The organism is Polynucleobacter sp. 39-46-10 (genome assembly GCF_002282275.1).
The window spans coordinates 1-17,265 of the sequence record NZ_NCJB01000061.1; the positions used below are offsets into that span (position 1 = coordinate 1).

Annotated in this window: 17 protein-coding genes; 12 read left to right on the plus strand and 5 right to left on the minus strand. The window is 41.5% G+C overall.

The genetic code is table 11. The annotated features are described in order from the left end of the window. A partial coding sequence (locus tag B7X71_RS06910) for a PIN domain-containing protein (protein ID WP_293600405.1) occupies positions 1-308 on the minus strand: 308 nt, incomplete at its 3' end. Next, a complete protein-coding gene (locus tag B7X71_RS06915; RefSeq protein WP_293600406.1) occupies positions 298-528 on the minus strand; it encodes an AbrB/MazE/SpoVT family DNA-binding domain-containing protein in 231 nt (76 codons plus the stop codon). The genes B7X71_RS06915 and B7X71_RS06910, both read right to left, overlap by 11 nt. Before the next feature lie 635 nt (positions 529-1,163). Between B7X71_RS06915 and B7X71_RS06920 the strand changes: the two genes are divergently transcribed. Together B7X71_RS06920 and B7X71_RS06925 are read left to right on the plus strand one after the other, a co-directional pair. After that, a complete protein-coding gene (locus B7X71_RS06920) occupies positions 1,164-2,006 on the plus strand; it encodes a hypothetical protein (RefSeq protein WP_293600407.1) in 843 nt (280 codons plus the stop codon). Then, positions 1,946-2,845, plus strand: coding sequence for a hypothetical protein (locus B7X71_RS06925; protein WP_293600408.1), 900 nt, complete (start codon positions 1,946-1,948; stop codon positions 2,843-2,845). The genes B7X71_RS06920 and B7X71_RS06925 overlap by 61 nt, the downstream gene beginning before the upstream one ends. Here B7X71_RS06925 and B7X71_RS06930 read toward each other — a convergent pair. Beyond that, the gene (locus B7X71_RS06930; RefSeq protein WP_293600409.1) at positions 2,842-3,663 is read right to left on the minus strand and encodes a hypothetical protein; all 822 of its coding nucleotides are present in this window, start codon (positions 3,661-3,663) and stop codon (positions 2,842-2,844) included. The two genes, B7X71_RS06925 and B7X71_RS06930, sit on opposite strands and share 4 nt — an antisense overlap. 210 nt (positions 3,664-3,873) lie before the next feature. Here B7X71_RS06930 and B7X71_RS06935 point away from each other — a divergent pair, with 210 nt between their 5' ends. Then, a complete protein-coding gene (locus B7X71_RS06935; protein WP_062310554.1) occupies positions 3,874-4,116 on the plus strand; it encodes a hypothetical protein in 243 nt (80 codons plus the stop codon). 168 nt (positions 4,117-4,284) lie between these two features. Further along, entirely contained in the window at positions 4,285-5,637 is a 1,353-nt protein-coding gene (locus B7X71_RS06940) for a hypothetical protein (RefSeq protein ID WP_293600410.1), read from the plus strand. A gap of 189 nt (positions 5,638-5,826) precedes the next feature. On the opposite strand, the gene B7X71_RS06945 is transcribed toward B7X71_RS06940, so the two are convergent. Further along, positions 5,827-6,486 (minus strand): TOPRIM nucleotidyl transferase/hydrolase domain-containing protein, encoded by a 660-nt coding sequence (locus B7X71_RS06945; protein WP_293600411.1) that lies wholly within the window; start codon positions 6,484-6,486, stop codon positions 5,827-5,829. A 12-nt stretch (positions 6,487-6,498) separates the two neighbouring features. Continuing rightward, complete coding sequence (locus B7X71_RS06950) at positions 6,499-7,581, minus strand: AAA family ATPase (protein WP_293600412.1); 1,083 nt, start codon at positions 7,579-7,581, stop codon at positions 6,499-6,501. 335 nt (positions 7,582-7,916) lie between these two features. Between B7X71_RS06950 and B7X71_RS06955 the strand changes: the two genes are divergently transcribed. The 8 genes from B7X71_RS06955 to B7X71_RS06990 all read left to right on the plus strand — a co-directional run bounded on the left by B7X71_RS06955 (position 7,917) and on the right by B7X71_RS06990 (position 17,070). Further along, positions 7,917-8,483 carry a hypothetical protein gene (locus tag B7X71_RS06955; RefSeq protein WP_293600413.1) on the plus strand — a complete coding sequence of 189 codons (567 nt, stop codon included), beginning with the start codon at positions 7,917-7,919 and terminating at the stop codon, positions 8,481-8,483. Then, positions 8,476-9,417 carry a hypothetical protein gene (locus tag B7X71_RS06960; RefSeq protein ID WP_293600414.1) on the plus strand — a complete coding sequence of 314 codons (942 nt, stop codon included), beginning with the start codon at positions 8,476-8,478 and terminating at the stop codon, positions 9,415-9,417. The genes B7X71_RS06955 and B7X71_RS06960 overlap by 8 nt, the downstream gene beginning before the upstream one ends. Before the next feature lie 268 nt (positions 9,418-9,685). Beyond that, positions 9,686-10,456, plus strand: a complete 771-nt coding sequence (locus tag B7X71_RS06965) for a DUF3800 domain-containing protein (protein WP_293600415.1) — start codon at positions 9,686-9,688, stop codon at positions 10,454-10,456. Between the two features lie 175 nt (positions 10,457-10,631). Beyond that, positions 10,632-10,967 carry a hypothetical protein gene (locus B7X71_RS06970; RefSeq protein WP_293600416.1) on the plus strand — a complete coding sequence of 112 codons (336 nt, stop codon included), beginning with the start codon at positions 10,632-10,634 and terminating at the stop codon, positions 10,965-10,967. A gap of 64 nt (positions 10,968-11,031) precedes the next feature. Next, complete coding sequence (locus B7X71_RS06975) at positions 11,032-12,315, plus strand: TolC family protein (RefSeq protein WP_293600417.1); 1,284 nt, start codon at positions 11,032-11,034, stop codon at positions 12,313-12,315. Positions 12,316-12,328: 13 nt separating this feature from the next. Further along, a complete protein-coding gene (locus B7X71_RS06980; RefSeq protein ID WP_293600418.1) occupies positions 12,329-12,907 on the plus strand; it encodes a hypothetical protein in 579 nt (192 codons plus the stop codon). After that, the gene (locus B7X71_RS06985) at positions 12,904-13,938 is read left to right on the plus strand and encodes an HlyD family efflux transporter periplasmic adaptor subunit (protein WP_293600419.1); all 1,035 of its coding nucleotides are present in this window, start codon (positions 12,904-12,906) and stop codon (positions 13,936-13,938) included. Before B7X71_RS06980 ends, B7X71_RS06985 begins: the two co-directional genes overlap by 4 nt. 9 nt (positions 13,939-13,947) lie before the next feature. After that, positions 13,948-17,070: an efflux RND transporter permease subunit gene (locus B7X71_RS06990; protein ID WP_293600420.1), complete on the plus strand. Its 3,123-nt coding sequence runs from the start codon at positions 13,948-13,950 to the stop codon at positions 17,068-17,070. Positions 17,071-17,265 lie beyond the last annotated feature (195 nt).

The window sequence follows — 17,265 nt, forward strand, 5'->3', positions numbered from 1 at the left end:
GCAGCAATAATCATCGAATCATAGTGTTGATATCCATAGCGCCTGGAGACCATTAGTCCAGTCTCAAAGGTATCTATATCTAGAGATCTCACATTGAATATGGATGTAAATAGATCCAAAAACTCATCTAGCTCAGTATTAGATATTTTTATTTTTCTTAGAGAAGCTGATGTAAATTCACTGAGCACTTGAACGCTAATCACATTGTGCTGCTGTAGATTTTTGCTTACCCAGTCTGCTTTTTTGTCATCTGATGACAGTAGGTAAAGCAGGGTATTGGTATCAAAAAATATTTTTTTAGCGTTCATTCAGTTCGGATCTATCAAAGTGAAAATCAGCAGGCATTCGTCCACGAAATTTTCTCAGACCCTCAATCCTCTCTTGCAGAGATGGTTTCTTTCTAATGTGGAAATGTTTTTTATCGGCGACCTGAACCTCAATATCATCCCCTTCCTTAAGCTTCAAATATTCCACCACTTGGGAGGGCAGTCGAATAGCTAGGCTATTACCCCATTTGGAAACGATCATGATTAATAACTCCTTTTGATATACACATAATAATGTATATCCAACTGGAATGTAAATGCAACCACACCAATTAGATAAGGGGTGGCTTGACCCTTCAATTACAATGCTGATATAGGGCCCATAGCTCAGTTGGTTAGAGCAGAGGACTCATAAGAGAGATAACCTCGTTGTATTTTGCTAAGAACCTAATAAACATAAGGGTCTTAGCGTGGTAAGGGTAGATAAGTTTGCTTACACACCGCTTACACACCGAGGCAAGTTGTAAAGCAGTAGTTTTAGCCCAGTTTTATCGGGTTAAAAAGAGCAAGTTTAGGGCCCATAGCTCAGTTGGTTAGAGCAGAGGACTCATGGCGTAAGTTGTGCCATATACGTGGAAACTGTATATGGGATGGTGTCAAATTCGGAGAAAGCTAAATGTAGTCAAAAGCTGCACAAGCTAACGCCGAGCGAAGCTTAGTAGAAATACTTTGAACGTGTAGAGACTAGACGGCACCCATCTAAGTCGAGCAATCGATATGATGAAGGCATAGTCCAGGGAGTAATGAAAATTACACAAACCGGAATCCTTTGGTCCCAGGTTCAAGTCCTGGTGGGCCCACCAGAAAAGCAAACCCTCATCAGCAATGGTGGGGGTTTTGTCTTTTGAGCGTTACTTTAAGCAAGGTTTAGAATGGCTCATGGCTTTGAAATTACCTGCAATACTGCCCTCATCTCACTATATAAGGCGATTGCATAGTCAATCTGGAGGTGTTCGTGCATGGACACATCTTGCTGAGTTGAATAATGCAGATAATCAATTTAGTCGCGGATTTGTAAAGCATTTCCCTGATGTTGCTTACAGGTCATTATTTAATGAGTATTTCGGCTACACAGTAATGTCAGCTTTAGGCATTCCACAGCCTGATGCTGCAATGATTGAAGCGCCAATAGTTATAGATGATGTCGAGCAATTGCGCTGGGCTTTCGTTAGCTTTCAACCCACTCCGACTTACGAAGGTACGCCTCAAGAAATATATAACCTAAAAAACCCCAATGAAATTCAGCAATTCATAACAAGAATACTTTCTTGTCCTTCATTTTCTTTAATGGTCGCTGCTGACCAGCTTGTAATGAATGGAGATAGAAACGCTGGAAATTTAGTGTTTACCTCTAAAAAGAGTTTTGTGGTTATTGATCATAGTGATATCTTGGGGGGTCCAAATTGGCTATCTCAGAATTTATGGGGTAAAACTGATTGGATTAAAAGCAAGCCATTAGAAGAGTGGGTTGATATGAAAAGCTTATCAAGTACACATAGGAACGCAATTTATTCAGCGGCTAGTCTGATAGAAGAAAGGTTTTTTAAAGAAATCTCCAATTTAAAGATTGCGTTAGATGCAAAATCTAGTCAAGAATCATCTGATGCATTAAGCGCAATATGGTGGAGAAATATGGATATCGTGAACTGGTTTCAGAAAAGATTAAATATTCTCGTATGACAAATTTTGAAAAAACACTCTCTTCATATTCCGGTCCAAGTAATGGCATAAGGGTTGCTGGAAAATTATTTGTGATCAAATGCACGCCTGATATTTTTACTGGCGAGACAATTAATATTGGTGTTTGCGCAATAGATGGTATTAATGGCGATAGGTATGTCAAGATTATCGAAGAGCCTGGAAGGCTGAGCTGTTTTTATGGGGACGCATCTCACGCAATCTTATCTTTGGCAAAAATTACAAAAGAGTCATTATTGTTAAAGGGCGACTCACCATCACCCCAAGTAGTTTTTGGTGAAATGACATCTTTTTATAACTCCAACATCAAGCAAGTTATAAATGATGTTTTTAGAACTCAAGTTACAGCAGCCCTTCCACATCGCGAATCAAAAATTATAAAAATGGTTGATGATGATGAGGCTTTAGAGGATGTATCAAATTATTTGAAAGAAAAATTTCAATTAGGTGCCGATTTTTTAGCTAATACTCCAAATGTAATTATCAATACTGATAAGGGGGCTAGGGCTATTAAGGTTCCATTCCAGCCTGCAAATGGTGTTGGAACGATTCGAAGCGCCTATTATTCTCCCCAAGCTTTAAAAACGCATCTCATGGATAGTTACTTAGATATGGAATGTGCTGCAAGGTATAGAAAAAAATCGTACATGGCACTTTTCATTCTGAGACCTAAAGACGCTTTAATTAAAAATGCCAATCAAGTTGACGCAGTTATTGATAGTATTTCCTATCGGGCGCCGAAAAATATGCTTTTAGAAGTCTCGGATGAAATTAGTGAACTTGCAGAGGCAATCAATAGCTGGGGTCGGGTAGCCGCTTAATCATCTTTATCCATATGGTATCTACCGGAGCAGTGATAACACCTTCTTTCAGTATCCCCATTTTCATTTTCCCAAGTTTCAAGCTCCCCAATAGTTGATTCACATCCACAGCTTGTGCATGATGATGGCAGATAATCGCTGTATTCATTTTTGCAGAATTTACAACGATATCCCGTGCTGGAATCAGCGCAAAGTGCTAGCGTAGGATGCCCGCATTCATCGCAGTCTATGCATATTGCGGGTTGGTTTGGATCCATTGGATCTTGGGGGTTTTGATACTTAATTTTATCAACTTCAATGATTGCATTGTGGACTGCTAATTTGTACTCATCAGATAAGGTTTGAAATATATCGATATTTTTTGCGCCAACCGCTTTTGCCAAATCGATGTTTGATTCTTCCTCTAAAAATTCGTGTAACGAGAAAAAAACTCGACCGATTGTGTGTCTAGCTTCAAAAACATCCATGGAAAACTTATAGTGCTCAATATTGTTGCGTAATTCTTTTAGCCATTCCAAATCTTTTTTAAATTGGGGGCTAAGAGTATCTGAGGATTCATTATTAATAAAATTCACTGCATCCCAGAGGCCAATTGTTTTTTCTTTTGTTAAGTTTTTAGCAAATGGGTCCCTATAAATTAATAGTGGATGCTTTTGGGTTATGTGATGCTTAAGAACTAGCTCTAGGAAGTGAGCCATGTGAAGTACGGCAAATTTATATGCCTTTTCGTCCCCAGCTTCACCGGCTTGATATTTGGCAAGTGCTTCATTCAAGCTATCCAAGGCGTTATCAAGCAATCCTAGTTCGTGTTTAAACATATCGTATCCAGTTTGTATTGCCATTAGTTAGAGATATATTACCTTTATTAAGCGTTACTTTAAGTAACGCTTTCTAAGTCCGAGCCTATCTCTAAAGGCTATTAACAAACTCGATTTGAATTGATTGTTTGTCCGAAAAGTAGGCTAAAACGCCTATCGTACGTGTATGGGTTATCGATATTGATAGTCCCATGTATACGGGAGAAGCAAATGAATCAAAGCAATCTTGCAGTTAATCAAGTCATCTCTTTTGACACTTTAAAAACGTCAGCATATGCCAGTGCCAAGATCAATCTTGGTGATGAATTGGATATGGACGACTTAGGAGCGTTATTTGCGGTGAATGACTATTTCCAGCAAAGACTGGGGCATTCCGTGTTTTCTAGCATTGAAATGGCAGCCATTGGCGATGCACTAGAAAAGCACGGGATTATGTATCTGGAGGCGCAATGAGCTTGGGTAACTATCAAGCGTTACTCCAAGTAACACTGAAATTGCCAAGAGGGCCCCATCAAATGCCAAGAGCTGCCATGAGATTGCCATTGCTCTTTGGATATCTTGACCATGCGATTTGCCCGATACCGGTTGTCCTAAGCCACCATCAGAAACTAAAGTTACTATATGCCGCAAATCGTTGAAACTACCCATGAGATGCTACCTAGAGAGCTGGTGATCTATCGCCGTGAGCGCAGTGGCATCTGGCAATGTCGCTATAAGGTTGCTGGAGTTTGGCAAAGAGCTTCTACTAAGGAGCGAAAGATCGAGCTGGCTAAAGATCGGGCTAAAGAAATCTTCTTTGAGGCGCAGATTCGTAATCGCTCTAATTTGCCTGTTGTTACTCGTCGCTTTAAAGATATTGCCAAGCTAGCTATTGAGCGTATGGAGCAAGAGTTATCTGCTGGCAAAGGCAAAGTCATCTATAGAGACTATATTCGGGTAATTAAGGATTACATCATTCCCTCACTAGGTAATCGCATGATTACTAATATTGACTATAAAGCACTAGAGCAGTTTGATCGAGCTCGCATTGAGCTGATGGGTAAAGAGCCTACGTCTAGTACCTTACATACTCAAAATGCTGCGATGAACAGGGTATTTGATGAAGCGGTCATTCGAGGTTTTTTAACTGAAGCCAATCGTCCCAAGCTAGTAGCCAACAATGGCAAGAAGAGTGATCGTAGACCAGCTTTTGAATTGCATGAACTAAAGGCCCTATTGGCTAACTTAGAACCTTGGATTGATGCTGCTCGCAATCTGGCTAGTCGTGAGCGTAGACAAATCATGCGCGACTATATTGAGATGCTAGTCGATACTGGCGCAAGACCTGGGATTGAGCTACTGGATATTAAGTGGAAGCAGATTCGCTTCATGATGAGCCCTGCCTCAACTTTGACAGATCAAGTCGATGAACGGGGTGAGCGCATTGAAGTGCATAACCTAAACCGTAGTTGTGAGCTTACTGTTACTGGAAAAACAGGCACCAGGCAAATTATTGGTAGGCAGCCCACAGTAAAGGTGCTGGAGCGTATAGCCCAGAGAAACTATGGGGTTGATAGCTCATTAACTGAGCCCCTTAAGGACTTGATTGTTCCTACTAATGAAGATTATGTATTTAGGACTAAGGATAATAAGGAAGATGTCAGTGAGTCATTTCAGAAGATGTTTATGTGCTTCTTGGAAGATCACAACTTATTAAAGGATCCAAAGACAGATCAAAAGCGAGTGTTTTATAGCTTACGTCATACGTATGCCACTTTAGCGTTAACCCATGACCGAGTACCTATTCATACCCTAGCCAAGCAAATGGGTACCAGTGTTGTAATGATTGAGCGCCACTATAGTCACTTAAAGGTTATCCAAGCAGCAGAACAGCTCCGTGGTGCGGAAACTAGGCGGTTAATTGAGGCTGACGCTAAAGTTAGTGCGAGCTATCAAAGTAAGAAGCGGGCTGAACGAGAGCTACGTGCGGCATAGGTCAGATGCAAGCGTTACTTTAAGTAACGCTTACGATCGAGAACTCTCGCGACCAACGGATTAAAAGAGTGCGATTGACTGTGCGATTGCTTTTGGGTACAAAGTTCGAATCTGTGGCTCGGATTTCGAACTTTTGAGCGTTACTTAAGTAACGGTTGAAAAAATTCTGCGTGACAACAGATTATGCATCTATTCGTAGATGTTGGTTATCTTCTGAGCAAGTTGCCCTGGAATGACATAGTCTCCTTCTTCAATCTTTAGAAGGGCGCTGTAAGGTTTATTTTTACCTTTGGCAATAAAACCAAGTTCATTTTCAATGTCTATTTCAAAGCTAACTGACTTACCAAAATCAGGGTTGATTGCTGCAAGAAGTTCGGATGTTTGCCTTTTGGCCACAGTAAGGGCGGATTCATCCTTATGATTATGTAAATCCGTGTCATAAATGGCTGTATAAGGGATTTGAAATAAGTTAAGTAGCTTGCAGTAGAGGGGTATGGAGGATTTTGATGCACAGTCAACCAATGTGTAGTCGTATCTAAAAACATCGAGGTTTTTGGCTAATCTTGGAATGATTGCCTTTTCTGTTGGACCTTCCACCAAAAGAACTCTTTTTGCAAAAAAGAGTTCATTTCTATCTGGATTTAGCCAAGATGAGAGCTGGAAATCATCTCTATCGCTGCCAGTAAATATTTCCTCAGTGCACTGACATATCCTTGTCCCAATTGCCTCTGAATCCTTTCTTACTATGCAAATTGATTTATATTGATCGACATTTATAAGTGCGCTTGAATGGGTGCACAAGGTGATTTGTATGTTATGTCTAGAGAGGTTTGCGAGGGAGTCAAACATTGCTCGTTGGGCTTACGGATGAAGGAATAGCTCAGGCTCTTCAAGGACAAAAAAAGATGAATTTGACGATGTTCTAGTGGATGTTTCGTCGGGGTTGATGGTTGAAGCCTTGTCTGACATCACCTTGATCATTGCGAAAATCAAGGCTCTTTGTAGTCCATGCCCCTTTCTTCTGATGTCAGTTCTTACGCCATCGTTTACCCACACTTGCGTATTAGCTCTAAAGACATCATCAATATTTGGTGGCGTTATTTCAACATTTACCTTTGCATTCCATGACTCTAGTTCTGCACTAAGGAGCACTTCGAATTCAACCAATTCCGTCGGCCTATTTTCGTTTTGATCTCCATTTGAATCATACTCATTTAGAGATCCAAATAGGTTCGTTAGATTGTTTTTTGTTGATTTCCAGTCATCATTGTTATTAGACATATCCGTAACTATTTTCGAGAATATTTTCCCGAACGAGCTGGCCTCTTTTGAGGAGAAGTCTTCGGATGCATCTTTTATTGCAGGAATAAAATAAATATTTCCAAATATTCCTTTGGCTACAGACTTTAGACCTAGAAAATTAGATTCTTCCATAATGTAGTTAAAGCTAATTTTGTCTTTGTTATCTTGGATATATTTTTCCTGAGCATCTACGATATCTTGTTTGGAGAGGCGGCCCGCTTCCGGTAAGTATTGATAAAAGGGTAGAGAGGCAGCAACATCTCTCTTGGTATATGAGGCTGCGCTTGATTCTTGTAAAAATTCATCAGCAGGCGTCTCTGTATAGCCGTGGTATTCAAAGTTTCCGCCAATATATGCCGTTTTTCTAACTCGAATTTTTTTATCAGCAGTTACATATTTTTTGAAAGTTGTTTGATCAGCCTCATCAAGATCTGAAAATAAAATCTCAACAAATAACTCTTGAGATCCATAATTGAAATCCAATTCTTGGGGTTTTATTTCTCCGAAAAAAAATAATAGCGATGAAAGAATGTTGGATTTGCCATGATTATTTTGTCCAATGAAAATCATTAAATCTTGGAATTTAATTTCCAACCCTTTAATCGATCGCCAATTTGAAACCTTAACTAGTTCTATTTTCACTATGCAACCCTTTGATTTATTGCAGTTAAATTAATGATGCATTGATAAATTCATTATGAAAGTTAGAATATCACTGGATAAGTAAAAATATAACCATTTACATGATATTAAGAATTATTTGAAATGAACTCAGGTCGCATTTACGTGCCAACTTATTCATAGGACCCCAATCTTTTTGCAGCCTGTGCGATGATTCATTATCCGAAAGTAAAGCTTGATTAGTGCGGCGTTGATTTTCTAGGCTATTTGATGGGTTATTCAGATGGCTTGACTCAAATCGGGATCCCACTCGACAAGTGATAACATGGAGCTGATTATTTCTATAAAGGTAACGGTTGTTTCCATTATTTAATTCTTCAGGCGTATTGCCTCCCTACATAGGTAGCAATCCTGGGGTTGTTGGCGCCTGCTCCCCATACAAAACAGATTTAATAACGATTGCCTCGAAGCTGGCAACCAGTGCTGAAAGAGTAGACATTCTTCTTGGATTTTTGGATTACCGTTCCGAACTAAGAAAAGTAGGAATAAGCGTTGGGTTTCAACTGCTAGATGGTAGTTTTACCGAAAATTGTGAGGTTTCTAGAGGTAGACCTCCCAAAGATTTGGATTTGGTTACCTTTGCTTATTTGCCAGTAAGCCCCCTTGAGATACAGAAGTTTTTGGATGACCATAGACATTTGTTTGATCATGATTTGGTTAAGAGTAAATATAAATGCGATGCTTTTTTTGTAGACCTATCAAAAGATTCAAGGTTAATAGTAGATGAGACTATTTACTGGAGTGGATTATTTTCCCACCAGAGAGATACCTTTTTGTGGAAAGGTATGCTTCAGGTTTCATTAAATGCTGATAATGACTACAAGGTAATTGAGATGTTAAATGGCGGGGTAAAGAGTGATTAAAAAACTTGCCCTAGATTCTCTAACCGCAGATTTAGCAAACATTGACTATTTGCTGCTAGATAGGACCGCCCAATCCGACCCTGTTGGGCATATGCAGTTTAGTCAAAGGAAAGAAAGAATTCAGCGGGAGATTGACCAGCTTAAAGCTACGCCAGAACTAAAGGCTAGCGTAGGTTTATTTTTCTCTGGGGGCCCAGTTATTGGATCAAAAGGGATTAAAGCGGATTTTGTAGGCAAGGCTATTGAGGGATTTCAAGATTTGGTAGCAAAGCAATTCGCATCTGAGGAGACTGGATCAACTGGTAGTAGGGGGCCAATTCCATTTAAGCAAAACTCTGATTTATTGCTCACTGATATGGTTAGGGGTTCTGTTGGGGTTGTGCTTGAGGAGGCTGGTCAGAATGAAACTGTTACAGAAACACAGTTAAAGATAGTAATGGATCATGTAGCTGACGCGATTCTAAGTTCTTCTGGTGTTAATGCAGAAGACTTCGAGGGGTTATTGGAGAGAATTGATCATCGATATTTAACTTCATTGGCAAATCTATTCACCCTTCTAGATGATGAGCATGCCTTAATTAGGATAGTGGAGGATATGCGCGATATTCAGTTGGGCGAATTGGACATTAAAAGAGCTAGAGATCGCTTGGATTCTGCTCAAATTGATGAGGATGATTCTTCTGAATTCTCTGGTCGCTTGTACCTTTTGCCTGCCCACAGAAGATTTGAGCTAGCCCTCCTCGATGGGTTGACTACTATATATGGAACCATTTCCCCCGAGTTCGCAAAAACTAAATTAAATGAAATCTTGCTAGATGGGAATGTCGTTGGGCAAACCTGGAAAGTTCGTTTACATACCAGAACAATATCTAGGCCAAATAGAGAGCCAAAAATCACCTATACCCTGCTGGGTTTAATAGAGGAGATTCATTAGTCTTGGGGTTGTTGGCGACGCTATGAAGGCCAATCATTTTGCATTTTATGGAAAGCAATAGATTTTAAGATTATGCCAAACCTCACTTTTCCATTCTTTTCTTTGTTTTTAGGATAGGCAAAAGTCTCAGTAATAAAAATTAAGAGCCTTACTTAAGCAATTAGGTGAACCATAAGAATTTTTTATCAAAATTGCTTTCTCGGCATTTTCAGGGGTTTATTAAATCATTCAAGTAACCTAAAATACCCATTTAAGTAGGGTTATTTAGATGGCTACACGCTTGAGTGAGTATTTGGTATTTGTTGACGAAAGTGGTTCTCCGTCGATGGGTAATATTGATCCTGAATACCCGCTATTTGTCTTGGCTTTTTTGATTGTGAAAAAAGCCGACTACGTATCTACAGTAACTCCTGCTATCCAGCAATTCAAATTTAAGCATTTTGGCCATGACCAAATTATTCTGCATGAGCGTGAAATTAGAAGAGATAGTGGAAGTTTTTCATTCCTAAAGAATCCTGTCTTAAAGCAATCGTTTTTAGATGAGCTGACTGACATTATTAAAGACCTTCCATTTCATTTGGTTTGTGTCGTTATCAACAAAGATGGACATAAGAAACAGTATGTCAACCCGGCAAACCCATACCATTTAGGCTTGGAATTTGGTCTAGAGAGAGTTAAAGCATTTTTGATTCAGGAGGGCGAATGGGTGGATGCTGATCCATCAAGAGCGATTGTTAATCCGTCTCTTCATATCATTGTTGAGAAACGGGGAAATGCTGAAGACAATGAGTTGGAGCTAGAGTTCAGACGTATTTGTGATGGCGAAAACTATAGTCGAGAAAAGCTGAATTTCGAAATCATCTTTGCTGACAAAAAGTCGAATTCTGTCGGACTTCAAATTGCAGACTTGGTGGCTAGGCCAGTGGGTGTTTCTATCTTGAAGCCAACACAATCTAATAGGGCAGTTGAGGTGCTTAAACATAAGCTATTAAAAAGAGGTGGCAAAGTTGAGGGATGGGGCCTAAAGAGATTTCCCTAATCTAAAAAACAAAAAGCCCCGGAAAACCGGAGCTTAATGTCGACCGAGAATCCCCAGTCCTTGGCTTAATTATACATGTTTACCAGCTAATTTCAATCCACCTTAAAACCCTCAAATTAGGGTGTCAAGTTCTAGTAGCGTACACATAAGAAGAAAATATGCTTTAATTCAAAGTATGAAAAAAATTCTGATAGCTCTAGCATTGCTAGCTTTATCAATTCAAACCTCCTATGCAACTATTGCAGGCTACTGCCAAGAAGAGCAGGGTTCAGCCGTGCATGTTGCCCATCACGAGCATGAGGCAGTCGCTGCCGCTGTCTCTGCTAGCGATCCTGTAGCCGCTGATTCCGATTGCGGAGTCTGCCATTTGGCGCACTCGCCAGCATTAAAGTCGTCTTTTAGTGTTTCAATTGCTGCCACCGCCTTTCATTACGAAAGTGCTCAAGTAGAATTTTTGGTCGATTTTTCTCCCACCCCACCTGAAAAACCTAATTGGATGGCTCTCGCCTAAGTTAGCGAGAGCACCAATCTAACCTTCTCGCTAACTCTGTTTTGTATAAACAAATGGAGTTTTTATGTCGCGAGAGTATTTGGACGCAGCTTGTCGCTGTGTCATTCAACTTACAGGATTAATCTTCCTATTGGGATCACCAATAGCGCTAGCCAACGGAGAGCGCAAAGGTGAATCAGCTTTAAAAGCTTTCTATGAGTCATCATGGGAGCGCCAGCCTGACTACAGAGCCTATCAATATAGGGTAGAAGCAGCGCTTGCTAAACAAAAAATTGCTAGCAGTCTTTTGGTGAGTCCAGCATCAGTAGAGGTCTCCCAAAAAACAGATAGAGCAAATAGTAACCAGGGCGCTAGCGAGACTATCCTCGGTCTGGGTATTCCACTTTGGCTTTGGAATGAGCGGTCAAGCTCAATTAATTTAGCTGATGCTGAATATAAAAAACTTATGTCTCAATACTATCTTGCCCAATTAAAGATTGCAGCTGAAGTAAGAGATACCTATTGGAATTACCAAAGATCCAAGATTGAATCTGACTTGGCACTACGTCGGTTTGAGAACGCAAAGACGTTGGCTATGGATGTTGAAAAAAGGTTTAAGGCCGGTGATCTATCTCGCGCTGATCTACATCAAGCTAATGGAGCGCTCGCATCCTCAGAGGCCTTTTTGGTTGAGGCGCAAGCCAATGTGATTAATGCTGAGCAAAGGGTGCGCTCTTTATTGGGTAGTGAGAATCTAAAGAAAATTCAATTCGGCGATGCTACTAAAAATATTGAGCCAGTACCTAAGGTTCCTGAAAATTTATCAGGCTTAGATTCCAGCTTACCAATAGTTGCCGCACTTATGGATCAGTTGGAGGTCGCCAGAAAGGCGCTTGATTTGGCAAAGTCTCAAACGAGGGCTTCACCTGAGTTGCAAATATGGACTACTAAGGGTCGTGAAGTTTACGGAGTTCCGTATCAGCAATCTGTTGCGATTGGTTTAAGAATTCCATTTGGTTCTGATGCAAGAAATGCCAACAGATTGGCGAGTGCTACGGCGGAGATAGTGGATTCCGAGGTGCGCTTAGCTTATGAGCGCGAGTCTGCCTTAAGTAATGTGGAATCAAATATAGCCTTGGTTAAATCAGCCCAATTGAAACTTAGCGCTGCCGATAAAAGATCGACCTTAGCTAACGAAACTCGACAATTTTTTGAAAAATCGTTCCGCTTCGGAGAAACAGACCTGCCTACAAGATTGCGCATTGAGATTGAAGCAGTAGACGCCAATCGACAAGCGGCGGTTGCAAAAATTAATTACGCAGTAGCTGTCTCAAATCTACGTCAGGCGCTTGGCCTGTTACCTGAATAAGTACATTGATCCTATGAAATTATTTAAAAACTATACCTACTACTTGGTGCAGCTAATAGCTGCTCTAACTTTAGCAATCTCGCCTACATCGTATGCAGGCCCGGGACATGATCACGGTGACGAAAAACCTAATCAGCAGCAAGCCCAAAAAATGCCACGTTTTTACGCTGAGTCTAATCTTTATGAACTTGTGGGGGTCATTCGAGGCAAGCAAATAACGCTTTATTTAGATCGCTATGCAACTAATGAGGTGGTAAAAGGCGCCAGCATTGATGTTGAGGTTGATGGGGCAAAAGTAGCTGCAAAGTCGCATGGTGATGGAGAGTATTTGATCGAGCTAAAAGACAAAATTAAAGATCAGCCAACCCCCATTAGCATCAACATCAATGATGGCGGCGAGCTCGATATTTTAGTTTCCACAATTGATTTAAGTCAGTTTGGAAATTCTTCAGTAATGAATTGGAAAGCATGGTTAAAGCTATTGCTACTGGTGTGCTTTGTTGCCGGAGTTGCATATTGGTCTTATCGCAATAGGGGCTTATTAAGAAGCCGTGCTATAAGAATCATCAATCAAATTAAGGAGCGGGTATGAATCGCAATTTAAGAGACCTCAGATTATTCGCATTTCTGATGGGTTTATCAGCTGCGTTATTTACCTTCAAAGTCTATGCTGGTCCAGGACATGATGACTCCTCAGTACAGGTTCAGGGCGATGCTCCCAAAAGACAGGCCGATGGGAATCTTTTTGTCCCAAAACCTGCTCAAAGACAGTTGCATGTCATGACTGCCCCTAGTCAACCGGGTGAATATGCCAAAACCTATGATTTAGCAGGTAAGGTCATCATGGATCCTAACTTTGGAGGCAAAGTTCAGGCCATCGTTGCAGGTCGAATTACTCCTGGGCCTAACGGCTTTCCATTGCCGGGGCAAAGGGTAAATAAAGGCGACATTCTCGCTTATGTAACCCCTGAAGCTGGTCCTGGAAAATCACGATCGCTTGCAGAGAGTCGGCTAAAGCGATTGCGTGAACTGAGCGATACAGTTCCTCGTAAAACAATTGAAGAGGCAGAGGCTGCGGTTGCTAATGAAGAATTAAGGGCTCCAGTTACTGGAATTATTTCTACTGCTGGTATTGTCTCTGGCCAGGTTGTGCAAGAGAGAGATCTGATTTTCGAGGTAGTAAATCCTTCTAAGTTTTTAATTGAGGCGCTTGCCTATGATCCAAACTTGGCGAAAAACATTGCTGATGGAAAAGTTGAAGTCAATGGCAAGGTGATTGAGCTTTCTTATCTTGGTGGTGGTCAGACCCTACGCGAACAGGCTTTACCACTCGCATTCTCTGCTAAAGCTGATGATTTGCAATATCTCCCTATAGGTCAGCCTATAAGAGTATTTGTAAACACCAATACCAAGATCTTGGGTACCAAAGTCCCCGCAAAATCGCTTGTTAAGAGCGGCTCAAATCAAACCATTGTGTGGGTAAAAAGAAATCCCGAAACCTTTGAGCCTAGGGTGGTGGTTTTTGAGCCCTTGGACGGTCAAAGTATTGTCATCACGAGCGGCATTAAAGATGGTGACCGAGTGGTTACTGATGGGTCATCTCTCATTAACCAGATTCGCTAAGGACAGAACATGTTTACCTGGTTACTAGACTTTAGTTTAAAGAATCGAATGATGGTGATTTTGCTTAGCCTGATAGCTATGGGCTATGGGCTCTTTACCCTAAGCAAAATGCCTGTTGATGTATTTCCTGACTTGAATAAACCTACTGTCACGATCATGACCGAGGCCGGTGGTATGGCCTCTGAAGAGGTTGAGCAGCTCATCACCTTCCCATTAGAAACCGCCATGAATGGTTTGCCAGGTGTTGAAGCCATTCGTTCGGTATCTAGCGCAGGTCTCTCATTTATTTACGTCACATTTGATTGGTCCGTTGATATTTACCGTGCCAGGCAGATGGTTTCGGAGAGGTTGTCATCCATGGAGGGCGCTATTCCCGATGGCATCGTTTCTCGCATGGGACCCATTAGCTCGATCATGGGTGAGATTATGCAGATTGCCATTCCAATTGATGAGTCGAAGATTTCATCCATGCAAGTGCGCGAATATGCTGATTGGGTGCTTCGCCCAAGACTAATGGCTATTCCAGGTGTTGCTCAAGTGATTCCAATTGGTGGTCAGGTAAGGCAGTTTCAAGTACAGCCCAATACTCGCCGCATGGCTGAACTGGGTCTGAGCATATTGCAACTGGAAGATGCATTAAGGGGATATTCAGCCAATACATCTGGCGGGTTTCTTGAGTCGAATAATCGCGAGTACTTGATTCGTCATATAGGGCGAACTTCTAGTTTGGAGGATTTGAAAAATATTGCTGTTTCAAGCCGAAATGGCCAGCCAATACTCTTAAAGCAAGTCGCTGATGTCACATTTGCACCGGCCGTAAGACGAGGAGATGCTGGTTACGAAGGTGGTCCAGCGGTAATCCTGGGCGTTCAAAAGCAGCCCTCAGCAGATACGGTGGAATTAACCAGGAAAATTGAGACTGCAATATCTGAGTTAAAACAAGGCCTTCCAGTAGGTATGAATACCCCAAAAGTGACATTTAGACAGGCGAGTTTTATCGATGCGTCCATTAGCACCTTGGAGGGTAAGCTCATCGGTGCCTCAATCTTTGTAGCGGTAGTACTGTATTTGTTTTTAGGAACGATACGTCCAGTCATCATCTCTTTAACTGCAATCCCCGTTTCGATTTTATTGACAGCCTTAGTTTTTAAATACTTCGGCCTATCGATCAACACGATGACATTGGGAGGGTTAGCCATTGCGATTGGGGGCTTGGTAGATGATGCTGTAGTGGACGTAGAAAACGTGATTCGGCGTCTGCGAGAAAATCTTGATAGGGATAAGGTCAATCAATTATCTCCGCTAGCAATTGTACGAGCAGCCTCATTAGAGGTAAGGACAGGAATCATCTATGCAACTGCAATCATTGTTTTAGTGTTTATTCCACTATTTGCGTTACCGGGTATTGAGGGTCGCCTATTTGTGCCTTTGGGCATCGCATTTATTGTCTCTACCTTGGCATCGCTTTTAGTGTCAGTCACGATCACCCCAGTACTTTGCTTTTATTTGCTGCCATCAATGAAGTCACTTGGTGATCATGATACAAAAATCGTTACATGGCTAAAAAGTCATTACAAGGTTCAGTTATCTAAATTATTAGCGGCCCCCAAAAAACCTTTGATGTATGCATTTGCATCGGTCTTATTGGCTGGCGCGAGCATTCCTTTTATGGCGAGTTCATTTTTACCGCCGTTTAATGAGGGAACATTACTCATCGGCCTTCGTCTCAATCCTGGTGTTTCTCTTTCTGAGTCTGCTAGCGTAGCAAGTCAAGCCGAAAAGCTTGTCAGACAAGTTCCCGAAGTGACCTATGTGGGCCGAAGAAGCGGTAGGGCAGAGCTAGATGAGCACGCCGAAGGAGTGCATGTCAGTGAACTTGATGTGGGCATTAAACCAGCAGGTGAGCTAGACCGCTCAATGGCTGAGATCCAGGCCGATATTCGTTCAAGACTCGTCAATTTACCGGCTGCTATTGCGATTGGGCAGCCCATTTCTCATCGAATCGACCATATGCTCTCTGGCGTGAGATCCCAAATCGCGATCAAGATTTTCGGTGATGACCTAGATCAGCTGCGAAGTCAGGCAGATTTATTAAGATCAAAACTAGTAGGGATTGAAGGCCTGGTTGATTTAGAGATTGAAAAACAAGTGCTGGCTCCGCAGATCAAAGTTCGCATTGATTATGATCGGACTGCGCAATATGGGATCTCCGCATCACAGGTCATGTCCTCCTTACAAGGCATGGTTGAAGGGGAGCGGATTTCACAGATTATTGAAGGTAATCGACGCTTTGCTTTGGTGATCAAACTGCCAGATTCTGCTAGAAATTTTGAAGGCCTTGCGGATATTTTGATTGATACTCCCAATGGAAAAATCCCACTCTCAAAAATTGCAACTATTGAAGATGGTGATGGACCAAATCAAATTAGTAGAGACGGCGGCAAAAGAAGAATTGTCTTATCAGCCAATACCTCAAAACGCGCTTTATCGGATGTAGTCGCTGACATTAGGAGTGTGCTTGCAAATCAAAGCTTGCCAGAGGGCTACTTTATTACCTTGGATGGTCAATTTAAGGCACAAGAAGAGGCTTCTAAACTAATTGTTTTGCTCTCTGTAGGTTCGCTTTTATTGATATTTGCTGTTTTGAATAGCCGCTATCGGTCAGCACAACTATCTTTGATGATTATGCTCAATATCCCGCTAGCCATGGTAGGTGCTGTTATTGGGCTATGGATCTCAGGGCAGCCACTCTCTATTGCAGCACTAATTGGTTTTATTACTCTGGCAGGAATATCGGTACGTAATGGAATTTTGAAGATCAGTCATTACCTTAATTTGATGCAATCAGAGGGAGAGGTGTTTGACTTATCAATGATTATGCGAGGCTCTATCGAGCGCCTTAGCCCGGTCTTAATGACCGCTTTAGTAACAGCGTTTGCTTTAGCGCCTTTGTTATTTGAAGCAGAGCGGCCTGGCACAGAAATTCTTCACCCAGTGGCGGTTGTTATTTTTTCAGGCCTGATTAGCTCGACATTGCTCGATACATTTTTAACGCCAGCAATTTTTTGGCTTTATGGCAAGAAGGCATCAGAAAAAGTATTGAGCCGCATTAAATCAAACGAAGCTTTTTAATTAAAGGAGATAAAAATGAAGATCAAAATATTGATAACAAGTTTACTTTTAAGTGTTTTTGGGTTTGCCTATGCTGGCCCTGGTCATGAGTTAAACCGGTAATCCCCCCATTTTTAACCGAGCTCAGAAGTAGGATTCATTAAGCAACCATGGCCAGTCGCTGTTTCGGGGTAATGCCGCCCAATGCCATGTTTG

Bases quoted from the DNA above. Each gene is read 5' to 3' on its own strand.
- B7X71_RS06915 (WP_293600406.1), bottom strand. From the start codon at position 528: ATGATCGTTTCCAAATGGGGTAATAGCCTAGCTATTCGACTGCCCTCC.
- B7X71_RS06925 (WP_293600408.1), top strand. From the start codon at position 1,946: ATGGTGGAGAAATATGGATATCGTGAACTGGTTTCAGAAAAGATTAAA.
- B7X71_RS06930 (WP_293600409.1), bottom strand. From the start codon at position 3,663: ATGTTTAAACACGAACTAGGATTGCTTGATAACGCCTTGGATAGCTTG.
- B7X71_RS06935 (WP_062310554.1), top strand. From the start codon at position 3,874: ATGAATCAAAGCAATCTTGCAGTTAATCAAGTCATCTCTTTTGACACT.
- B7X71_RS06940 (WP_293600410.1), top strand. From the start codon at position 4,285: ATGCCGCAAATCGTTGAAACTACCCATGAGATGCTACCTAGAGAGCTG.
- B7X71_RS06945 (WP_293600411.1), bottom strand. From the start codon at position 6,486: ATGTTTGACTCCCTCGCAAACCTCTCTAGACATAACATACAAATCACC.
- B7X71_RS06965 (WP_293600415.1), top strand. From the start codon at position 9,686: ATGGCTACACGCTTGAGTGAGTATTTGGTATTTGTTGACGAAAGTGGT.
- B7X71_RS06970 (WP_293600416.1), top strand. From the start codon at position 10,632: ATGAAAAAAATTCTGATAGCTCTAGCATTGCTAGCTTTATCAATTCAA.
- B7X71_RS06975 (WP_293600417.1), top strand. From the start codon at position 11,032: ATGTCGCGAGAGTATTTGGACGCAGCTTGTCGCTGTGTCATTCAACTT.
- B7X71_RS06980 (WP_293600418.1), top strand. From the start codon at position 12,329: ATGAAATTATTTAAAAACTATACCTACTACTTGGTGCAGCTAATAGCT.
- B7X71_RS06985 (WP_293600419.1), top strand. From the start codon at position 12,904: ATGAATCGCAATTTAAGAGACCTCAGATTATTCGCATTTCTGATGGGT.
- B7X71_RS06990 (WP_293600420.1), top strand. From the start codon at position 13,948: ATGTTTACCTGGTTACTAGACTTTAGTTTAAAGAATCGAATGATGGTG.